The following is a 19,386-nucleotide window of genomic DNA, read 5'->3' as shown; positions in this document are numbered from 1 at the left end:
GCTCATCGGATCATCTCCTCAATGCGCATCTGCCGACATCGGCCCATAGGCCTTGCCGAAGCGTTTCTCGATCCGTCGCTGGATCAGTTCCCAAGCGGTTGTCATGGCGAGGTAGTAGAGCGCCGCGACGACGAAGAGTTCCAGCACCAGAAACTTCTCTTGGATGAGGACCTGCGTCCGCCGCAACAGCTCCTCCATGGAGATGATGGAGGCGATCGAGGTCGTCTTCAGGACCCCGTTGACCGAGTTTCCAAGCGGCGGAATGATGATCTTGAACGCCTGCGGCGCCACGATGTAGCGCATGACCTGCGACGGGCGCATGCCGATGGCGAGCGCGGCATTGATCTGGCCGCGCGGCACGGCAGCAATCCCTGCGCGCACGATTTCCGAGAGATAGGCCGCTTCGCACAGCGTAAGACCGATCAGCGTCGACTGGAGCACCGTGAACTTGATGCCGAGTTGCGGCAGGCCGGTATAGATGATGATCAGCTGGACCAGAAGCGGAGTGCCCCGGAAGATCCAGATGTAGAAATAGGCCGGACCCGACAGGAACCGGTATTTCGACATGCGCATCACGGCAATGACGAAGCCAAGGATCAGCCCTGCGGCCATGGCGAAGATGGTCAGCCCGAGGGTGACCATAGCCCCTTCGAACAGGTAGTAATTGGTCAGGTATTCGAAGAAGCCGTCCCAGTTCCAACCCTTCATGTTGTCTCCAATTCAGGCACGAGCATGCGCGACGGATCGCTCCGCCGTCATGATGACGAGGTGGGGAAATCGAAGAGGCGGATCAGCCGTCCTGTCCGAGGACGGCGAGATCGCCGGGGGCCTGCGTCACGCCATAGGCCGACATGATCTTGTCGAGCGCGCCGTCGGCCTTCATCTCCTTGAGAGCGGTGGAGACGGCTTCGGCGATATCCTTGTTGCCGAACGACAACGATCCGGGCGTCGGGTACATGCCGGACAGCGCATGGGTGAATTCGCCGCGGTCCTGATACTGCTTGGCAACCGGATCGATCGACACGGCCGCCTGCACCTGGCCGGCCCGAAGCGCCTGATAGACGGTGGCGTAGTTGTCGAACAGGTTGATCGTCATTTCCGGCAGGCCGCGCTTGGCGAAGTCGGCGTTGAGTTCCTTGATCTTGCGCTCGGCATAGCCACCGATATCCGTGCTGACCGTCTTCCCCGCGAGATCGTCGATCTTGTTGATCGGGTCCGCGCCTCCCACCACCGTGGAAATGCTGATGGCGAGATTCTCATAAGGGATCATGAAAAGGATCTTGCGGCGCTCGGCAGTGACGAACAGGCCGGCATTGATCATGTCCCAGCGGCCGCCCTGCAGGCCGGGAACCATGGCTGCATATTCCGTGCTGATATATTCGGGCGTGAGGCAGAGCCGCTTGGCGACCTCGACACCGATCTCGATGCGCATGCCCATCAGCGTGCCGTTCTTGTCTGCATAGGCCATCGGCGGAAGCGTCGGGCTCGTCGCCATGACAAGATGGCCGGGCTTGGTCAGCTTGTCGTCGGAAATCCTGGGCTGGCAGTCCTGCGCCAGGACCGAGCCTGCAAGAAGGGACAGCGCGGCTCCATAAACAATAATTCTCGTCGTTGCACTTGCATGGCAGAAAAATCGGTTCTTCCCAGTCATGATCTTGCTCCGCTCTTGTATTATTAATTATGGCATACCATCCCATCAATGAAACGAGGGTGTCAAGCGCGGCTGTAGCGTTTTCACGACGTCGATGCGTCAACGGCACGTATGGCCTTGAAACGACCGGTAAATTCTAACAAGGATCTCGCGGAGCGAGGGGGCGGGAGCGCACGCCGCGCCTCTGTGCTACAATTCAGGCCGATGGCGTCTGGTTTGCGATCACGGCTTCGGCAATGGCGGCCGCGCTATCCACGTGGTCCATGGCGGCACGGTACGCGCCCTCGCCGTCCCCTTGCCGTATGGCTTCGATGATGCGTTCCATCTGGGCCGGGCCTTCGACGTGGCGGTTATCCGTCTTGATGGTCATCGACCGGAGATGGTTTATCCGCACGGTCAGCAGATTGACGATGCCCCACGCCACCTGGCGATCGACCTTGCTGAACAGCGCGTGGTAGAAAGCGGAGGTATGCGTCAACACGCCGCCCATGTCCTTCTCGCCGTAAGAGCGGCGGATTCCGTGCAGGGCCTCTTCCAGCGCGGAAACAATGGACGGGTCGCCGCGCTCGGCGCAAAGCCTTGCGGCCATGCCTTCCAGCGCGCCCCGGATTTCGTAGATCTGCCGGGCTTCGCCGGGATCGAGCAGGGCGACGATCGGTCCCTTGTTGAGGAGATTGGCCACAAGGCCTTCCGATTCGAGATGGCGCAGAACTTCGCGGACGATGGTCCGGCTGACGCCGAGCTGCGCGCAGAGATCTCTTTCGACCAGACGGTCGCCCGGCTTGAAATGACCGCTGACGATGGCTTCGCGCACCTTCTCCAGCGCCAGTTCCCGCAGCGTCTTCGTCGGACGCTCAACCTTGATCCCGAAATCGCTTAATCCCGCCGTCATCATCTGCCCCTGATATCGATATCATAGCCGGTCGCGGTATGCAGAACCAAACCAAAGCTATATTATGGCGTACCAGTATCTAGATAAGTGACGAGGCGTTTGCAACCGAACACGGCAAGGAGATCATGACGCATCCAGGACCGGCAACAGCCAGGCAAGGATAGTCGGATCAAGCGAGAGGCCGGGATCATCAGCCGCGGTTCAAAGTCAGCCCATCTCAGCGTGCCAAGGCATAATGGTTCGGCACTTCTCATGGCGTGAACGCCTGCAAACAGCAACCGCATCGAACGATGCTTTGGCCGCCTCCAGCACGTCCCCGGCTTTGCCAGGTGTTTCATCTCGGACTGTCCCAACGGCTCGGCAAGATCGGCGGCCCTTTTCGAGGGCCGCCGATATGAAACCTTATCCGCCGACCGTGACGGAGGCACGCCAGGCCTGGTTGCCTTGTCCGTTACAGACCCATTGCGTGACCGTAGCGCCGGTGGCAAGCGAGACACCGAGAACGTCGAGGCACTTGTTGCTGGCCTTTACCGTCATCGTCAGCCCCTTGTCGGTCTCGGTTGGACGCCAGATCTGCGCATCGTTGGCAAGGCAGGTCCACTGGTTCAGCTTGGCACCGTCATTTTTGCTGAATCCGTAGTCGTCCAGGCACTTGTTGGTCTGCTTATTGACCAGCGTGTAGCCGCCGTTGACCGCCTTCCATGTCCATTGCTGAATGGCAGCCCCGGTGCAGCTTTCCTGAATAATCTGGGCACCATCCGCATAGGAGCCGCCTTGAACTGACAAGCAGAGGTTGGAGTGGGAGGCGACGAGCGATGCTGTCGTGCCGTTGTCGGGAATTTTCGACCGCGGCCCTGTGAGCCAGGCCTGATTGGCCTGTCCGTTACACGCCCATTGTGTCACCGTCGCGCCGTTGGCAAGCGAAGCGCCGAGAACGTCGAGGCACTTGTTACTAGCCTTGACCGTCATCGTCAGGCCTCGGTTTGTCTGCGTCGGCCGCCAGATCTGCGCGTCGTTGGCAAGGCAGGTCCACTGGTTCAGCTTGGCGCCGTCGTTTTTGTTGAACCCGTAATCGTCCAGGCACTTGTTGGTCTGCTTGTTGACCAGCGTGTAACCGCCATTGACCGCATTCCACGTCCACTGCTGAATGGGAGCACCGGTGCAGGTTTCCTGAACGATCTGGGCGCCGTCGGCATTGGAGCCGCCCTGCACGGACAGGCAGAGATTTGAGTGTGCCGCGATCAGCGGCTTGGTCACTCCGTGAGCCGGCACGGTAGCCACCTCGCCGTTGCCCGTACCGGGAGTTCCGGTTGTACCCGGTGCCACGGTGACGAAGCCGCCGGTCTCTCCGTTCTGCCCCGTCGGGGGAAGGTCGCCGTTATCGGCTATCGGGGATGGAAGACGCATCATCCGGGCGATCGACGGCACGCCCTGCTCGTCGAGCGCAAAGAGCATGTAGTATCCCGGTGTCGCTTCGAGGGCGCTGGACGTGATCTTCAGGTCGTAGCTGTCCCCGTTCTTCGTGAAGGGCACATCGAGGAAACGCTGATCCGTGTTGAAGCTGTGCGTGACGGAACCCGTCTTGATCATCGTGAACCGCGTGATCGGACGCGGGCCGGTCGCCTGCACGGTTACGGTCTGACCCAGCTTGACGATGCCGGGTTCGCTCGCAATCTCCGGTCGCTTGGCGCTATACCCGTTGGCGTCGAAAAGATAAGGCGGCGAATAGATCTCGACATTGTTTCCAATGATCGGACCAGGCGCGCCGCCACCCCCAACGAGAACGCGACCGTCCGGCAGAAGAAGGGCAGAGGAGTGATACAGGCGCGGCGTCCTCATCGACGCGCCGACGCGCCACTGTCCCGTGTTCGGGTTCCAGATCTCGGCGGCATAAGCCACCTTGTTCATGGTATTGTTGCCTTCGGCACCACCGGTCGCCAGCACTTCGCCCGTCGGCAGAAGCGTGCCTGTCAGCCAGTGCCGGCCATAGGCCATGGCTCCGGTTTCCGTGACCTTGTAGGGGTAGGTCGAGAAATCGATAATCGACGCATTTTTCGAGCCGGGGGGCGCCGATTGATCCTCGTTGTGGGTGATGCCTCCGCCGAACTGCAGGATCTTGTTCGGTGCAAACATCACGGCAGTGGACGTGCCGCCCCAGTTCGTCCCGGTGAACGCCTGGAAATCGCCGACCGACCCGTTTCCGTCATATCCGATACGGTACATCACCTTGCCGGCGACGACGAAGACCTTATTGCCTTCGGTCGGGTACACGTGCGGATACCAGTAGCGCCGTTCCTTGTCGTCCGCAGGCTGGCGGGGTTGCGTCGTGCCGTTCAGCACGGTCCAGCCATTGCCGGGCGCGTAGATCTCCGCTGTCGTACTGGCATCCGCCGATCCGTCATAGGGTTTCACGCCGCCATTCACGATGATGCGACCATCCGGCAGTGACGTCGTCGTGGCGTACCAGCGTGGATAGCGCACGTCCTGAAGCCGTGTCATTCGCTTCGTCTTGAAGGAAAAGTTTTCCGTCTTGAAGGTGTTTCTGTCGGCCGCGTTGGTCGAGCCGCCGACCATGAGCAGGTTTCCGCTCCACGGTTCCAGCACCTGGCCGACGCAGAAGCTGTCGACATCGATCCCGTTCGGCAAAGTAATATGGCTGTCGTTGCCAAGGCCGAGCTTGGGATCCCAAATATCAACATCGAGCCCTCCCTGGTCGTTGCGAGGGTTGGCACCGAAGGTCGCAACCTTACCGTCCGGAAGCAGAGCCGCATGAATCGGTATACGTGGCCAGGCCGTCACGGGGCTCCACGCCCCCTCTACATTTGGGGGTCCGGCGAGCGCGGGCGACGAGACGAGACAAAAGAGACTTATCAGGGCCGATGTCCGGCGGGCTGCGCGATGATTAGGCCGCAGATGCGGCGAAGGGAACGGGTGGGTCCAGGTCAATATCTATCTCCTTAAATATATATGTCGGAGAGTCCTTCCGACAAATTGGGTTCATTATTTCAAAAGGTTGGGACCCGCAGATGCGCTCATATGCGTGCCGATCCGTCTACTGACTTCGTGATAGTCCATGTCGTAGGGAAAACGTTCGACCTCGCGACCCTGGGGGTCGAGGAGTTGAACGGAACTCGTATGGTCCACAGTGTAATCGGGGCCATCCTGAATATTGCGCACTGCGACGATCCGGCGGCTGATGGCGAAGCGATCGATGGCCTCGACGTCTCCGCTGACTGTGACAATGCCATGGCCGAGCGGCTTGACGTAGGCGGCCATCAGCTCCGGCGTGTCACGCTTGGGGTCGACGGTGACGAAGACAGGCGTAATCTGTTCCTGCTGGACGGGCGCCAGCAAGTCGAGGGCGGCCGTCATTTCGAACAGCGATGTCGGGCAGACTTCGGGGCAATGCGTGAAACCGAAATACATCAGATGCCAGCGGCCCTTGAGCGAGGCTGCGTCGAAGGTGCGGCCTTGCTGATCAACCAGTCCTGGTGGCACGGATGCTGCCATGTCCTGAGCCGACGCGGACGCCGTTTGAACCAGCAGAATGCCTGCAAGCAGAACACCGTAAAACACGCTAGAAAGAAGAGGCATATCCGTTTCCTGTCTAATATAGGAATTCCTATATCAGCGTCATGCCACTGGATAAAGTTAACCGGAGCCTGCAACCGGCACTGGCAGGCGAATTCGCCGATATTGCTTAATATTCACGATGTGCATCATGACCAGGCGGTGGAGCGGTCACTGCGGAGGCATGCATTCTCCAAGTGAAAACCCTTGTCCGGCAAGGCGTTGACAGGAGTTTTCCATGTCAAACGCGCGGCAATGACGCCTGTCATTCGCGCCATCGGCGATCAATGTCATCCTTATGAATATCGAATGACAAACGGAAATGCGGTAAAATCTGCGTTTTGGCGACATGGCTTTGAAAAAGCGACAGCCCATAAAGTTAACCCTAATTTAACGACGACTGTTTACATCTTGTTAAAGTCAATGGCCCACCGAGAGAGCAAGGCGTGCGCAAACAACTTCGGACATGCTGCCTTCCGGTCGCACTGCTTGCCGCAACGGGCGTGACACTTTCGGGCTGCACCCCGAAAGAACCCTCGGTTGCAGGCGGACGCACGGGGCTGGAGGCAACGCAGTCCCTCAGCGCGCCGCTGCCGAGCGGTGCGCGTCAGCCAGCCTATCCCGGCGGTCAGGTGGCCCGGGGCAACGGCGAAATCTCGCTTCTGTCGGAAGAAAGCACAGGTCCTTCGCGTCCGGCCTTTGAGGATCGTGGCGACAAGGTGACGCTCAATCTGGTCAATGTGCCGATTGCGATGGCAGCGAAGGCCGTTTTCTCCGAAATCCTCAAAAAGAATTTTTCCGTTTCCGATGCCATCTCCGGCACGGTGACGCTGCAGACCACGCGTCCGATGTCGAAACAGGCTTTGGTCGATACGTTCGAGGCCGTGCTATCGGCGCGCGGATACGGCATCTCCAGGCAGGGCGATACCTTCATGATCGGCGTGCTGGACGGGGTGAAGACCGGTTCGGTGAGGGTGTCGAACGGCGGAGACGTTTCGACCGGTCAACAGGCCCGCATCGTCCCCCTCGCCTTCACGTCGGCGACCGAGATGGAGAGGATAGTCAAGTCGATCGCGCCGGAGGGCGTCCTGCGCGTCGATACGCAGCGCAACATGCTGGTGCTGACCGGCACGAATGCAGAACTCAACACGATGCAGGAGACGATCACCCTTTTCGATGTGGACTGGATGAGGGGCATGTCCGCCTCCATCTTCCCGCTCTCCTCGGGCGCGGACCCTGCGGTTCTCGTCAAGCAGCTCGAGGCTTTGTTCAATGCCGGCGCCGAGGAGAGTGCGGGCACCGTAAAATTCCTTCCGAGCCGGGAGCTGGAAGCCATTCTCGTCATCTCCCCGCGCCGCGTTTACCTCGACCGGGCCCGCACGATCATTGCTCGCCTCGACAATGCGGCGGCCGGCCACACCGGGCAGACGTTCATCTACAAGGTCGAGAACCGCACGGCGAAGGAACTGGCGGCCATCGTCCAAAACTCGCTGGGCAACGGCACGGCCGGCAGCAGCGCCCTGTCCGCCCTCTCGACGCCGGAACGGGCGACCCTGCAGGACGGCACGACGGACGACCGGTTGGCAACGGCGATGGCGGCGGGTGGAAACGGCTCCGCCTCCAATCCGGGCAATATCTCCGTGGTGGCGGACGAGGCCAATAATTCCCTCGTCATTGTCGCTTCCCGCCGCGACTACGACCGGCTTCTGGGCATGCTGACACGGCTTGACCGCATGCCGAGCCAGGTGCTGATCGAGGCTGTCATCGCCGAGGCAACGCTCGACGACACGCTGAAATTCGGCCTGCGCTACTCGCTGGGCGCCGCCAACGTGTTCAAGTTCACCAACGACGACGACGGGAATATCGCAAACGATACGTCCGGCTTCACCTACTCCGCGAAAAGCACGGATTTTCGCGCGGTTCTCAATGCGCTGTCCCGCATCACCGACGTGAAGGTGGTCTCGTCGCCCACACTCACCGTTCTCGACAACCGCACGGCGAAGCTTCAGATCGGCGACCAGGTGCCGACCGTCAGCGAAAGCCGGACGTCCGATATCGGGGACAACACGGTCACGAAGGTCGAGATGAAGGACACGGGCGTCATCCTCAACGTCACGCCGCGCATCAGTTCCAACGGCCATATCCTGCTGGATATCGACCAGGAGGTGAGCGACGTGGTCAACACGACCACCTCGGGTATCGATTCCCCGACGATCCGCCAGCGCAAGGTTTCGTCCACGGTCGTCATCGGCGATGGCCAGAGCATCGTCATCGGCGGTCTCGTGCAGGAAAAGCGGCAAAAAAGCACGGACGGCGTACCTGTTCTCGGCAAGCTGCCGATCATCGGCGCAGCCTTCCGCACGCGCAACGACATTGCGAAGCGGACGGAACTCATGATCTTCATCCGGGCACGCGTCATGCGCGACCAGACGGCCGCGCAGACCGTCGCCGATGAATTCCGCAGCCGGCTGAACGCCATCAGCCTCCAGCAGCCCGGCACGGCCTCGTCCAGCACCTGGGATCTGCTGCGCATGACCGAATGAGCCGGATGGCGGCGCACGACGAGGAAGACGGCTTCGTCCTCATTCCGGTCCTCGCGATCGTGCTCGTCTTCGTCATGGTTTCGGCAGGCATGGCGGCGCGCTCCCGCCTGCTGGTGCTTCAGGAAACCAATCGTGTCCGCACCGTCGCGCTGGGCGCCGCTGTAGACGGTTTCACCAGGCTCGCCGCACTTGACATCGCCGGGCCGGCGGCGCGTCTCGTGCCTGACGGAAGCCCGCAGCACTGTCGTCTGCGCGATATGGATATCACGGTTTCCGCAACGGACCAGGACATGCTGCTGGACCTCAACGGCGCATCGCTGCCGATGCTGGTGGACGTGCTGACGGCGACGGGGCTGGCGACCGACGCGGCGAACGTCATCGCCAACCAGATCGTCGACTTCCGCGATCCGGACGACGCTTCCCAGCCGCTCTTCGGTGCCGAACGCTTCGAATACCAGCGGGCCGGACTGGCCTGGGGGCCGCGAAACGGCTATTTCGCCGATACGATGGAGATCGCGCAGCTTCCGGCCGTCACCCCCGTCGTCCTAGCCCGGATCGAGCCGCTTCTCACGATCTACAGCGGCCGCGCGGCGATCGACGTTGCGTCGGGCGGGCCGGTCGCAGCAAGGATCGATTCCGCCGCACAAGGCCGCGTCGAGCGCTGGCAGACGCCAAGCCGGCGTTCGACATTTGGCATCGTCGTCGAAGCGGCGATCAAGGGCCGCGCCACGTTTGCACGCAGCGCCATCGTGGCCGTGACCGAGGGGAAAGCGCCGCGTTTTCTCAGATGGGCGAGACCCTCGCCCCGGGAGGATGTCGCGCCGGTCGCCTCTGTCGAAAGTTCGGGGAACGAGAGACCGGCACCCATCTGCGCCCTGTTCTCCACGCTCTTGCCCCCAGCCGCCGGCCAACCCTCGTCGTGATCCGCCGAGACCAAAGGCCCGGCCATCGCCACGAGAAGGCCGAGGACCAGATGTGGACCAAAGCGGATGCGGGTCACGGGCGTGACCGTGCCGCCCGCCATGCGGCGCAGGCCGACCGTGGCAAGGCCTGACAGGCACGCTACGAGGAGCAGGATCTGCACGCCGTCGAGCCCAACCAGAACAGCAGAGGCTGCAAGGAATTTGACGTCGCCGAGCCCGATGCCGCTGCGGCCGCGCCAGTGGCGATAGGCGATGCGCACGAGCACGAAGAGCGCCAGCACGATTATCCCGTCAATGAGGCGTTCCACGAGAAGATCTCGCCCTGACATGGCCGAGACGGAGATGCCGAGAAGGGCCAGCGCGACATTGCAAGCGTCGGGAATGATGCCGTGACGGAGATCCGCGACGATAACGACGAGGCAGATGGCGAAGAGTACCACAGCGGATAGCATGACCCACAGCATCATCGCGCCGGATCCTCGCGCATTGAACCTTCGATCTTAACGCCGGATTCCGATTTCTCCATTAGGCTTTGCGCACAGAACGTCATGAGCCTCCCGGCGGGGGCTGTTTGAGCCCAAAGGTTTCGCCATGCAACATAGCCCGCAACACCCCCACCTGTCGCGCCCTTCCGAAGCCGCCAGAACCACTGAAACCGCTCAGGACGGCTTTACGCTGGTCGAATTGCTGGTCGTTCTCGCCATCATCGCCATGCTCGCCTCGCTGATCGGCCCGAAGGTGCTCGGCTATCTCGGCGGTGCGCGCAAAGACACGGCATCCTTCCAGATCAGGAACGTGGCGAGCGCCGTCGATCTTTACTACCTCGGCACGGGCACCTATCCGACGGGCGAGCAGGGTCTCTCCGCGCTGGTGGCGGCACCTGCGGGTGTGAGCGGCTGGAGCGGCCCGTACCTCCAGAGCCGTGGCGCGCTGACCGACCCCTGGGGTCGCCCCTATCTCTACGAGCCCAAGGACAATGGCTATGTCGTATCCTCGCTCGGGCGGGACGGCCTGCCGGGGGGAGATGGCGAGGACAAGGACGTAACGACCGGCACACCCTGATACCGACGACCCTACAAGACGCGGGAGGCAGCGGGCGAGCCGCCAAGCTCAGGGCTGCTGACCCGACAGCGCGTCGGCGTAGGTGATCGTGCGGATCTCCGAGCCGCGGGTGAGGATCACGGTCTCCGGCTCGATCGTCCGCACGATCCAGCCATCGATATCCATGCCCTGCGTGAACCATCGGGACGGGTCGGACGCGAACATGACTTTCCGCTCCGCGCCATCCAGCAGGAAGCCATTGACCACGAAGGCCTCGACCGGCGGGGGCATCGATCCGCCGGGCACCGGCAGCATACCCGTCGATGTCTCCGGGCGATGCAAGGGATCGAACGGCGCCCGCGCGAGGAAACTGCCGGCTTCAGGCGCGGCGCCCCCCGGCGAGGTGTTTTCCGCAGCCATGGGCGGCAGGTCGGATATCGGCCAAAACAGAAGCGACCCCGCGACGAGGGCGAGCGCGGCGGCACAAATCGCACCATATCTCTCAGCCGGTAGAAGGCGAAGGCGCGAACGGCGAATGGACGGCGGCTCTTCGCGCGCGACGGCGGGAGCGGTCACTTCGTCTCTCCTTTGGCAAAGGCGGCGGCAAGGGTGAAGCGCGCGGACAAAACCAGCGGCGACCGGTCGTCGTTCGTGGCAGGCAGCCCGGCGGGTACGATAGAAAAGGCAGATGCGCCAAGACGCGGTGTTCCCGCCTCCAGCGCCTCAACGAAATTCCGCACACCCGACGGCGTTGCGGTGGCGGTCACCGCAACCTCCAGAAGCCCCGCCATGCCATCCCTTTGCGGCAGGCCTTGCAAGGTCTCGATGCGAAACGCGCCGTCCGGCGCCGCATTCCGGATGCTGGCAGACACTATTTCCAGCGCCTGTTCCCGGCTCGGGCTCCTGATAATAGCGCCGTTCAGCCGCTGATGGGCGGCAAGCCGCGCCTGGAGCGAGCGGATCGTCCCGATCTCGCGTTCGATCTCGGACTGCGTTTCGTTATAACCGGAGACAGGTCCCGACAGAAGCAATGCCGCAAGACCCAGCACGCAGCCGAGAATCGCGAGCGCGCCGACCCGGCGCCGCAACACGGAGCGGTCGATGTCAATCATCCTTATATTCCGTCTGCGCCGAAACGGGTGGACGAACTTCCAGCGCAAGGCTGTCCGGCGGATCTGCCCTTTCGGCCGGCAGGGCGGTCAGGATCGCCGAACGATCGAACGAGGCTCGGAGAGCCGCTGGATCCCCCCCGCCGAGCCGAAGCCGGATCCGGCCATCGGCAAGGTCGATACCGGTATAATAGACGTCCGTCGTCTGCCGGGCGGAGATCTCGTCGAGCAGCACGGTCAGCTTCGGGGCGCGGCCCAGCACGTCCACTGCCGCAAGCGAAGGCTCGTCGAGCGGCGGCAGGCCGCGCACCTTCGTCATGGTGTCGAGCTTCTGGGCGGTGAGGCCCTCCAGCGTTTGCCCGGAGCGCAACGCGACCAGGAACGGCAGGCACAAGAGAATGGCGAGCGCCGCGGCCCAGAGCAGGCGGGCGGGCCGTGACAGACCCTTGATGAAGCCACGCAGGCTGGCGTCGTCGGTCGACAGGAGATCGACCGGCAGCCCCCGTCCCTGAGATCCGTCAACCGTGATCCGCGACAACGAAAGACCGGCGGCTTCGACCACGGTGGTAATCCGGGCGATGCGGTCGCGTCCCAGAACGACCTGGCGAAGATGCAACTGCCCGGTTACCGGATCCTCCGCCTCGACATACCAGTCCCAGAGAACCGCCTCCGGCCGGAGCGGCGTGCTCTCTGTCATCTCATGCCCGAGGATCGCACGCGCAGCGCGCAACGCCTGTCGCGGCAGAGTGCTGGCGCGCACGAGGCAAAGCGTTCTGGGAACGTCCAGGTGGAGCGTCGCGCTCCGGCCGCGCTCGGCAATGGCATCCACAACACCCGCGAATTCTAAGGACGAAACCGCAAGCGGCGCAGTGTCCTGCGTCTCGACTGTCAGTTCGCCATCCGGCAGCATACGGATTGTCAGGTCGCAGGTTCTCTTGCCGGGAGCACGGGCGAGAAAAGCAGCAGGTACCATCGCGCGCAGTTCGCCGAGCCACCAGCCGACACCCCGGCGCACAGTTTCGGAAAGTGTTGCGGATGACAGGCGGTTATCGGCTGAGGAGATCATGGGAACCGGCTGGTGGATTGTATATAAACTCTTTCTAAACCTTAACCCTCTACAGTTCGTTAAACAATTGGTTCTTGATGCCGAACCGCCCGTCGCCTTCCGGACAGCCGGCTCTTCGCATGCCATACCGAAGCGCCTGCGCCATCGGCGCGTGTTGCGGTGAAGGTCTCCGACGATCGTGCGATGGCATGCGAGGAATGGAACGGTCCGATGCTGATCTGGGGTGCGAAACGGCGGCCGTCGGGGCCAAAACACGATCGGCGCAACGCGGACCGGCCGCAGCCGAACGGCGGGACCGGCCGGTCAGCGACCGATTTCCTCGCCGTCCTGCGAGAACAGGCCGTCCTCGATCAAGCCCAGCTCGACCGGCTGCAATCGGCCATGGAGGGCGGGCGGTTTGACTGTCTGCCTGTGCTGGCGACCGAACTCGGGCTGATTGCGGAGGTGGATCTCTCACATGCGCTTGCCCGTTTCTGCGGCTTTGGCGTGCTTGCGCCGGGCGACCTTCCAGAGAAAGCCGTCCTGACGGATCTCCTGCCGCCCGAGCTTTGCCGCCGACAGCGAATAGTGCCCGTCCGCGAAGATGCGGCCTCGGCCACGGTCGCGATCGTCGATGTCTTCGACCACGATCTCATGGGCGCGCTGGCCTATAGTCTGGCGCGCGACGTACACTTTCTCGTCGTCGGTCCCGCAGCCTGCGAGGCCGCACTCCGCACGCTTTACGGCGAGGATTCGGTCGGCAACGGCGAGGCGGGAGGGAACGGAGACGACGAGGACGTCATCGACGACGCGCTCGACCGGCTGGAGGACGTCTCCCGCCGCGCCCCGATCATCAGGCTGACAAACCACCTTTTCAGAACCGCATTCGAACAGGGCGCGACCGATATCCACGTCGAACCGGGCGAGACCGAACTGCGCGTACGCTACCGGGTCGATGGCATGCTCGTGCTGCCGGAAACCTACCAGAAATCGCTCCATAACGGCCTTTCCACCCGCTTGAAGATCCTCGCCGGCCTTAATATCGCCGAGCGCCGGCTTCCGCAGGACGGGCGCATGAAGATGGTCGATCGCGGCCGCGAGGTGGACGTGCGTGTTTCCGTCCTTCCGACGCCGCACGGGGAAAGTCTCGTCCTGCGCCTTCTCGGACGCAGCCTCGCCGCCAGCGGGTTCGAGGGCCTTGGCCTCGACGCCGCGATGATCGGCTCGATCGAGCGCATGACTGAACGGCCGAACGGGCTATTCCTCGTCACGGGTCCCACCGGCAGCGGCAAGACGACGACGCTCTACACGGCGCTCGCCCGGGTCAACGACAGGACGCGCAAGATCATCACGGTCGAGGATCCCGTGGAATACCGCATCGCTGGCGTCACGCAGGTGCAGGCGCATGCCGATATCGGGCTGGATTTTGCAGCCGCGCTGCGCTCCATCCTGCGGCAGGATCCCGACATCGTCATGATCGGCGAAATTCGCGACGCCGAGACGGCCCGGATCGCGGTCCAGGCGTCGCTGACCGGACATCTCGTTCTGTCCACGCTGCATACCAACTCTGCGGCCGCCACGATTACCCGTCTGATCGACATGGGGTTACAACCCTACCTGCTTGCCGCCGTCCTTAACGGAGTGGTCGCCCAGCGGCTGCTTCGGCTGCTGTGCGACGCCTGCAAGACAGAGACGCCCGCGACCGACGCCGAACGACGGCTCGTCGCTCGGCGTCGGCCGGAATATGCGGAGCGTCCGCTCCGCCTGGCACGGCCCGTCGGATGCCCGCACTGCGCAGGGACGGGGTATCGCGGGCGCACCGTGGTCGCCGAGGTTCTCGATCTCGACCGCACCGCACGCTCGATGATCGCCGATGGAGCGTCGGAGGCCGAAATAGAGGCTCATGCTAACTCGCTCGGCATGCGCTCGCTCGCGTCGGTCGGCATCGGGCGTGTGATCGCGGGCGATGTCTGCATCGAGGATGTCCTGCGCAATCTCGATCTCGATGGCATGCCGGACCTGAGGGAGGCCGTTTCGTGAACACCTTCCGGTTCGAAGCGATCGATCAAATGGGGCTTCGCCGCACCGGCCGCCTTCAGGCCGATAGCCGGGAGGGCGCGCTGTCCCAGTTGCGGGCGGCGGGGCTGCGCATGGTCTCGCTGACGCCCGCCGCAGAGGCACTGCCCTTCTGGAAACGCGATCTGTCTGGCGGAGACAAGCCGTCGCGTCGCGACGTCATGCGGTTCTTTCAGGATTTCGCAACCCTGCTCGAGGCCGATCTCACCGTGGACAAGGCGCTCCGCCTGTCGCTGCGCCAGGCCTCCGGTCGTATTCGGCCCGTCGTCCAGGCCATGCTCCAGTCGGTCGTCGCCGGGCGTTCCCTGTCGGACGCCATGCGCGCTCATCCCGCCGTGTTTGCGGAGGATGCTGTCGAAACCGTGCGCGCAGGCGAGATGACCGGGATGCTGTCCGAGGTCGTCGCGCGGACAGCGGAGGCCATGCGCCGTCAACAGGAAATGCAGAGCGCCATCGTTTCCGCGCTGATCTACCCGGCTCTTCTGCTCGTCATGGCACTCGGCATCATCGGGCTCGTCGTCACCTCGCTGCTCCCCTCGATCGCGCCACTCTTCGATGCGCCCGGTGTCGTCGCTCCGGCCCCGATCCGTTTCATGAAAGCCGCGGAAACCTTCTTTTCCGAAAATGGCCCGTTGCTTGCAGGCGCAAGCGTCGCCATCGGCCTTGCCCTCCTCGTCTGGTGGCGGCGGCCGCAGGCGCGCGCGTGGAGAAACCGCAATGTGCGGCGCCTGCCGCTTCTCGGCGGCATGCTGAACGAAATAGACGTCGGGCGGGTCTGCCGTATTCTCGGAACGCTTGTCGCGGCCAATGTGCCGCTGCTTCACGCCCTGCGCGCGACCGTCGATCTGCCCGGTGGCCATCTCTTCCGCGAGACCCTGGCCCTCTCTCATCGCCGCATCCAGGAGGGAGCGCGGCTGTCCGATGCCCTGTCGCCGCTTGGGAAGGCTGCACCGCAGATGCTGGACATGATCCGCACCGGCGAGGAGGTCAATCGCCTCGCCGACATGCTCCTGCGCGCCGCCGATCTTGCCGAGGAAAACGTCCGAACCCGCATCGACCGGCTCTTCACCGTGCTCACGCCCGTCATCACCTGCGTCATGGGGCTTGTGATCGGCGGATTGATCATGTCGATCATGAGCGCCGTGCTCTCGGTCAACGATCTGGCGGCGACCCCGTGACCCGGCCTGTCCCGCGCGCGACGGAGGCAGGCTTTACCCTCGTCGAGATGATGGTGGTCCTCGCCATTCTCGTCGGCGTCGCGTCGGTGGCGACGGTCGGGCTGCGTCCCGCCGCGAACGTGCGCGTGGCGGCAAGCACGACGACCGCCGTGGTCACGCTTCTGAAGCTTGCCCGCATCGATGCGATCCAGAATGGACGCAGATCCAACGTCACCTTCGATGTTACCGCACGCACGATGGGGCGGGACGGCACGCCGCCTGTCGCCATAGCAAAAGGCGCGACGCTGTCTGTGGAAACCGCGCGCGAAGCAGGCGGGTCCGGCCTGTCCGTCATTGCCTTCCTGCCCGACGGGCGCTCGTCGGGCGGTCGCGTCGATATTGGAGCCGGCGGCGAGCATCGCTCGATCACCGTCGACTGGCTGACAGGCCTTATTCGCGAGGAGCACCATGGCGCCACACGATGACACGGGTGCCGGGGGCGGCGAAGAAGGAATGATGCTGGCCGAAGTTCTCGTCGGCCTCGCCATCTTGTCGCTCGTCACGCTGGCCATGCTGCGCGTCTTTTCGGGAACCACCATGGCCGTGGACCGTGTCGAACGGATCCGCGACCGCCTCTCCGTCGCCGAAGACGTGCTGTCAGAGCGGGTTGCCGACGTCCCGGTTCGCGTCGGACGCGAGGCCGGCCATCGCGACGGGCTAGACTGGTGGCTGGACGCGGTGCAGGTCGATATGCCGGGGGCTGCAGTTCCAGCCTATGCGATCCACATTCGCGTGGGCAATTCCGCCGGCCCGCCGGTGCTGTCCTCCGTCGTCTACGGGAAGGAACCATGAGCGAAGAGCCGGTCTACGAAAGCGGCGAAGACGGCACGACCCTCGTGGAATTGCTGGTGGTGCTGGGCCTTTTGGTTCTCGTTGCGATCTTCATGACCAACGGGCTCGGCGCAGTGCGGGCGATGCTGCCTGTGGCCGAACGCATCGCGGCGGGCGACGAGATGGCGGCGGTCCGCGACCACCTCCGCCGCACCGTCTCCGAAGCGATCGGCCAGTCGCTGCTGGGCGAGGATCGCCTTTTCAAGGGCGAGACGACCACGCTGAGTTTCGTGGCACCATCGGATCCCGCCTTCGAAACAGGTGGGCTGGTGCGCGTGCTCCTCTCGCTGGAGCCGGACGGACCGGGTGACTTTTCGCTCGTCGAGCGGCGCAGCATGGACCGGGAGGATTTCCGGCTGGAGACGGGGCGATCCGTGCTCGTCGAAGGCATTACCGCCTTCTCGTTTTCCTTTCGCAGGGGCGGCAAGACGATCGCCCGGATCGCACCGGGTGAGACCCTGCCCGACCTCGTCGATATCGCCATCGTCTTCAAGGCCGGCAACTCGCGCCGGTGGCGGCCGCTGACGATCGCGCTCGCAGGACGCTCGGCACAGGCCGGCTCCGAAGCGAACCCTCCTTAAGCCTGTCCTGCCATGATATGCTGATGACAGTCCGACATGCGGAGCGATGTGCCGGGTATCAGCAGCGGCGTTGGTTATTGCCGTTCGGTTACCCTACGACGTGCCGGCTGAAGAGGACGATGCCCCGAAGGCTCTTGCCGTGATTGTGCCCGGCAGGGCAGCATCGTCTGTATGGAGACCTGCGCATTTCTTGTCGAAACGCGCAGGACATTCTGCGCATTTCGGCTTTGCGCCGGCAACGTAGCGGATCTTCCCATATCCCGACGCGGTAAGTCGCAGTTCGAAATTGCGCATTAGATCACGGGGCCAGTCCTGAGGGTCGCCGTGAAACGAAACCGTCATCTTTGTATCGCGCACGAGACCGTCCGCCCGAAACATTCCGGGTTTCACGATACTGAATAGATCTCTCCCCTTCGGAACCATTCTAGAGAATTCACGGATTGTCACCCCGGCATCCGGAAACTGACTGAAAAATATCTCTGGCAGCGGGAATGCCAAATGGTAGCGAAACTTGGCTCTGTCGATACAGTCGCGATCCTGAACTGCATCGATATCGACCGAGTTTACTTCGGGTCGTGCGTGAAATGCTGCGGATGACGTATGAGCGCGCGACATCGGATCACGCCGTCTTGCGCGTAACACGGTATAGCGAGACCTCGTCACCCATCGAAAGACACTTTTCGGTGGTGGTCCGATAAGAATCTGCCCGTCGGCTGAGAGCTTCGTAGAAGGCCTCGGTCAATGGAGGCTTTTCTTCTATATTTCCATTGTAGAGCAGGTTCATGATGGCCCGGAACCCGCCCGGGAAAAGGTAGGTGGTGGCAAAATCCGCCCTGCCGTACAGATTTAGATATCCAACGCTTTCATAGTCGTCGTGAACCACGAACACGGCTTCCTCACGCGTCAGTTTCGTACACTCGACCCGCCCCCACCCGACGCAGTTGATGATAGCCAGAAGCCCGAAGACCCAGTCCTGGCGCGTCTCACACATCGGCTCGACCACGGCCTCCCATTCGGGCGAACGCCAGATGCCGCCGAACGTCCTGAAGCCGCAGCGATGCCCGGCTTCCTCAAGCAGCGGTTCGACAACGTGCCTTCCCTCCGTCCCATATTTTCGGATGGCTTCGTTGACGCATTCGAAGCTGATGCGGTCGTAGTATTGGTGAGGATGCCAGGTGATCATGACATCGAAACTTCTGATCAAGCCGCCATCCACGTCCTGCGATCCGAACAACGGAAGTGTCAGGACGGCTGCGCCAACTGCCGCAGCGTCGATATTGCTGGCGAGGTTCTCACACAAGGTGTGGGAGGCGGAAAGAGGGCCGACACCCTTGCCGTCGAACACGGAATAATTTGCACCATCCGGCTTGAGTTCGAAGATGTTGCGATGACCGCCCGTTTCGGCGGCACAGACCGTTTGATGCGTCGAAAAATGGTCCTGCGGCAGATCGAAAATGGCGGATGCAGCGCCGGCGAGCCAGCCCCTGGTCATGAAGCCGACAGGCGCGTCTGACGTGCCAAACTGTTCCTTCCAACCTTCGGCATAGTGCTGGCTGTCGGATATCGTCGTTCCGCCAGATGCATCGATCGCACCAAAGTCAAGCAGCCCGAATCCCTGCCAACTGTAGAAATTGCTGGCGAATGCCTTGCGTTCTTTCAGCCCTCGCAAATTCAATGTCTCGAACAGGCCCTTCAGTTGGAAATACGACTGCTCGACAGCAGAGCCGATGAGGAGAGGCTCGGACGACAGGAATTGACCGGCATCCTTCCATATCGTGCGCATCAGATAATTGTTGTAATAGTTGCAATGGAGGATATGTGCCTTGCCATGATCTTTGCCGCCGACAATCATGCGGGCGTGATCCAGGTCGATTTCCAGCGGAACCATCATTTTCGTTATCCTCAGA

Annotated in this window: 17 protein-coding genes; 8 read left to right on the top strand and 9 right to left on the bottom strand. The window is 62.6% G+C overall.

Going from position 1 to position 19,386, the window contains the following annotated elements; all coding sequences use genetic code 11:
- Nucleotides 1-18: 18 nt before the first annotated feature.
- From BSG19_RS16220 to BSG19_RS16200, 5 genes are all read right to left on the bottom strand, one after another.
- Complete coding sequence (locus BSG19_RS16220) at nucleotides 19-708, bottom strand: amino acid ABC transporter permease (protein WP_092989018.1); 690 nt, start codon at nucleotides 706-708, stop codon at nucleotides 19-21.
- An 82-nt stretch (nucleotides 709-790) separates the two neighbouring features.
- Nucleotides 791-1,651, bottom strand: coding sequence for an ABC transporter substrate-binding protein (locus BSG19_RS16215; protein ID WP_092989017.1), 861 nt, complete (start codon nucleotides 1,649-1,651; stop codon nucleotides 791-793).
- 196 nt (nucleotides 1,652-1,847) lie between these two features.
- Nucleotides 1,848-2,543 carry a GntR family transcriptional regulator gene (locus BSG19_RS16210; RefSeq protein ID WP_092989132.1) on the bottom strand — a complete coding sequence of 232 codons (696 nt, stop codon included), beginning with the start codon at nucleotides 2,541-2,543 and terminating at the stop codon, nucleotides 1,848-1,850.
- Nucleotides 2,544-2,945: 402 nt separating this feature from the next.
- A complete protein-coding gene (locus BSG19_RS16205) occupies nucleotides 2,946-5,342 on the bottom strand; it encodes an RICIN domain-containing protein (RefSeq protein ID WP_139274787.1) in 2,397 nt (798 codons plus the stop codon).
- A gap of 201 nt (nucleotides 5,343-5,543) precedes the next feature.
- Nucleotides 5,544-6,137, bottom strand: coding sequence for an SCO family protein (locus tag BSG19_RS16200; RefSeq protein ID WP_092989015.1), 594 nt, complete (start codon nucleotides 6,135-6,137; stop codon nucleotides 5,544-5,546).
- Nucleotides 6,138-6,559: 422 nt separating this feature from the next.
- Between BSG19_RS16200 and gspD the strand changes: the two genes are divergently transcribed.
- From gspD to gspG, 3 genes are all read left to right on the top strand, one after another.
- On the top strand, nucleotides 6,560-8,656 hold the full coding sequence (gene gspD / locus BSG19_RS16195; protein WP_092989014.1) for a type II secretion system secretin GspD: 2,097 nt from the start codon (nucleotides 6,560-6,562) through the stop codon (nucleotides 8,654-8,656).
- A 5-nt stretch (nucleotides 8,657-8,661) separates the two neighbouring features.
- Nucleotides 8,662-9,579 (top strand): type II secretion system protein GspK, encoded by a 918-nt coding sequence (locus BSG19_RS16190; RefSeq protein WP_170866009.1) that lies wholly within the window; start codon nucleotides 8,662-8,664, stop codon nucleotides 9,577-9,579.
- 591 nt (nucleotides 9,580-10,170) lie between these two features.
- Nucleotides 10,171-10,641, top strand: a complete 471-nt coding sequence (gspG, locus tag BSG19_RS16180) for a type II secretion system major pseudopilin GspG (protein WP_092989011.1) — start codon at nucleotides 10,171-10,173, stop codon at nucleotides 10,639-10,641.
- Between the two features lie 48 nt (nucleotides 10,642-10,689).
- On the opposite strand, the gene BSG19_RS16175 is transcribed toward gspG, so the two are convergent.
- The 3 genes from BSG19_RS16175 to BSG19_RS16165 are packed head-to-tail and all read right to left on the bottom strand — an operon-like array spanning nucleotide 10,690 to nucleotide 12,795.
- Nucleotides 10,690-11,196, bottom strand: coding sequence for a hypothetical protein (locus tag BSG19_RS16175; protein ID WP_092989010.1), 507 nt, complete (start codon nucleotides 11,194-11,196; stop codon nucleotides 10,690-10,692).
- Nucleotides 11,193-11,732, bottom strand: a complete 540-nt coding sequence (locus BSG19_RS16170) for a hypothetical protein (protein ID WP_092989009.1) — start codon at nucleotides 11,730-11,732, stop codon at nucleotides 11,193-11,195. Before BSG19_RS16170 ends, BSG19_RS16175 begins: the two co-directional genes overlap by 4 nt.
- The gene (locus BSG19_RS16165; RefSeq protein WP_092989008.1) at nucleotides 11,725-12,795 is read right to left on the bottom strand and encodes a hypothetical protein; all 1,071 of its coding nucleotides are present in this window, start codon (nucleotides 12,793-12,795) and stop codon (nucleotides 11,725-11,727) included. Before BSG19_RS16165 ends, BSG19_RS16170 begins: the two co-directional genes overlap by 8 nt.
- A gap of 210 nt (nucleotides 12,796-13,005) precedes the next feature.
- On the opposite strand from BSG19_RS16165, the gene BSG19_RS16160 reads away from it, so the two are divergent.
- Genes BSG19_RS16160 through BSG19_RS16140 form a run of 5 tightly spaced genes read left to right on the top strand, consistent with a single transcriptional unit; the run spans nucleotide 13,006 to nucleotide 17,479 of the window.
- Nucleotides 13,006-14,814 (top strand): GspE/PulE family protein, encoded by a 1,809-nt coding sequence (locus tag BSG19_RS16160; protein ID WP_092989131.1) that lies wholly within the window; start codon nucleotides 13,006-13,008, stop codon nucleotides 14,812-14,814.
- On the top strand, nucleotides 14,811-16,028 hold the full coding sequence (locus tag BSG19_RS16155; RefSeq protein ID WP_092989007.1) for a type II secretion system F family protein: 1,218 nt from the start codon (nucleotides 14,811-14,813) through the stop codon (nucleotides 16,026-16,028). The genes BSG19_RS16160 and BSG19_RS16155 overlap by 4 nt, the downstream gene beginning before the upstream one ends.
- Nucleotides 16,025-16,492 (top strand): GspH/FimT family pseudopilin, encoded by a 468-nt coding sequence (locus BSG19_RS26120; RefSeq protein WP_092989006.1) that lies wholly within the window; start codon nucleotides 16,025-16,027, stop codon nucleotides 16,490-16,492. The genes BSG19_RS16155 and BSG19_RS26120 overlap by 4 nt, the downstream gene beginning before the upstream one ends.
- On the top strand, nucleotides 16,476-16,859 hold the full coding sequence (locus BSG19_RS16145; RefSeq protein WP_092989005.1) for a PulJ/GspJ family protein: 384 nt from the start codon (nucleotides 16,476-16,478) through the stop codon (nucleotides 16,857-16,859). Before BSG19_RS26120 ends, BSG19_RS16145 begins: the two co-directional genes overlap by 17 nt.
- On the top strand, nucleotides 16,856-17,479 hold the full coding sequence (locus tag BSG19_RS16140) for a hypothetical protein (protein WP_092989004.1): 624 nt from the start codon (nucleotides 16,856-16,858) through the stop codon (nucleotides 17,477-17,479). The genes BSG19_RS16145 and BSG19_RS16140 overlap by 4 nt, the downstream gene beginning before the upstream one ends.
- Nucleotides 17,480-18,098: 619 nt before the next feature.
- Here BSG19_RS16140 and BSG19_RS16130 read toward each other — a convergent pair.
- Nucleotides 18,099-19,370, bottom strand: coding sequence for a hypothetical protein (locus BSG19_RS16130; protein ID WP_092989002.1), 1,272 nt, complete (start codon nucleotides 19,368-19,370; stop codon nucleotides 18,099-18,101).
- Nucleotides 19,371-19,386 lie beyond the last annotated feature (16 nt).

This window comes from Rhizobium sp. NFR03, assembly GCF_900111275.1.
Lineage (GTDB): Bacteria > Pseudomonadota > Alphaproteobacteria > Rhizobiales > Rhizobiaceae > Ferranicluibacter.
Note: the sequence above shows the minus strand (reverse complement) of the source record. Positions and strands in the feature narration are given on the sequence as shown.

Coding starts and splice junctions, on each gene's coding strand:
- BSG19_RS16220 (WP_092989018.1), bottom strand. CDS start 708: ATGAAGGGTTGGAACTGGGACGGCTTCTTCGAATACCTGACCAATTAC.
- BSG19_RS16215 (WP_092989017.1), bottom strand. CDS start 1,651: ATGACTGGGAAGAACCGATTTTTCTGCCATGCAAGTGCAACGACGAGA.
- BSG19_RS16210 (WP_092989132.1), bottom strand. CDS start 2,543: ATGACGGCGGGATTAAGCGATTTCGGGATCAAGGTTGAGCGTCCGACG.
- BSG19_RS16200 (WP_092989015.1), bottom strand. CDS start 6,137: ATGCCTCTTCTTTCTAGCGTGTTTTACGGTGTTCTGCTTGCAGGCATT.
- BSG19_RS16190 (WP_170866009.1), top strand. CDS start 8,662: ATGGCGGCGCACGACGAGGAAGACGGCTTCGTCCTCATTCCGGTCCTC.
- gspG (WP_092989011.1), top strand. CDS start 10,171: ATGCAACATAGCCCGCAACACCCCCACCTGTCGCGCCCTTCCGAAGCC.
- BSG19_RS16170 (WP_092989009.1), bottom strand. CDS start 11,732: ATGATTGACATCGACCGCTCCGTGTTGCGGCGCCGGGTCGGCGCGCTC.
- BSG19_RS16165 (WP_092989008.1), bottom strand. CDS start 12,795: ATGATCTCCTCAGCCGATAACCGCCTGTCATCCGCAACACTTTCCGAA.
- BSG19_RS16160 (WP_092989131.1), top strand. CDS start 13,006: ATGCTGATCTGGGGTGCGAAACGGCGGCCGTCGGGGCCAAAACACGAT.
- BSG19_RS16145 (WP_092989005.1), top strand. CDS start 16,476: ATGGCGCCACACGATGACACGGGTGCCGGGGGCGGCGAAGAAGGAATG.
- BSG19_RS16140 (WP_092989004.1), top strand. CDS start 16,856: ATGAGCGAAGAGCCGGTCTACGAAAGCGGCGAAGACGGCACGACCCTC.
- BSG19_RS16130 (WP_092989002.1), bottom strand. CDS start 19,370: ATGATGGTTCCGCTGGAAATCGACCTGGATCACGCCCGCATGATTGTC.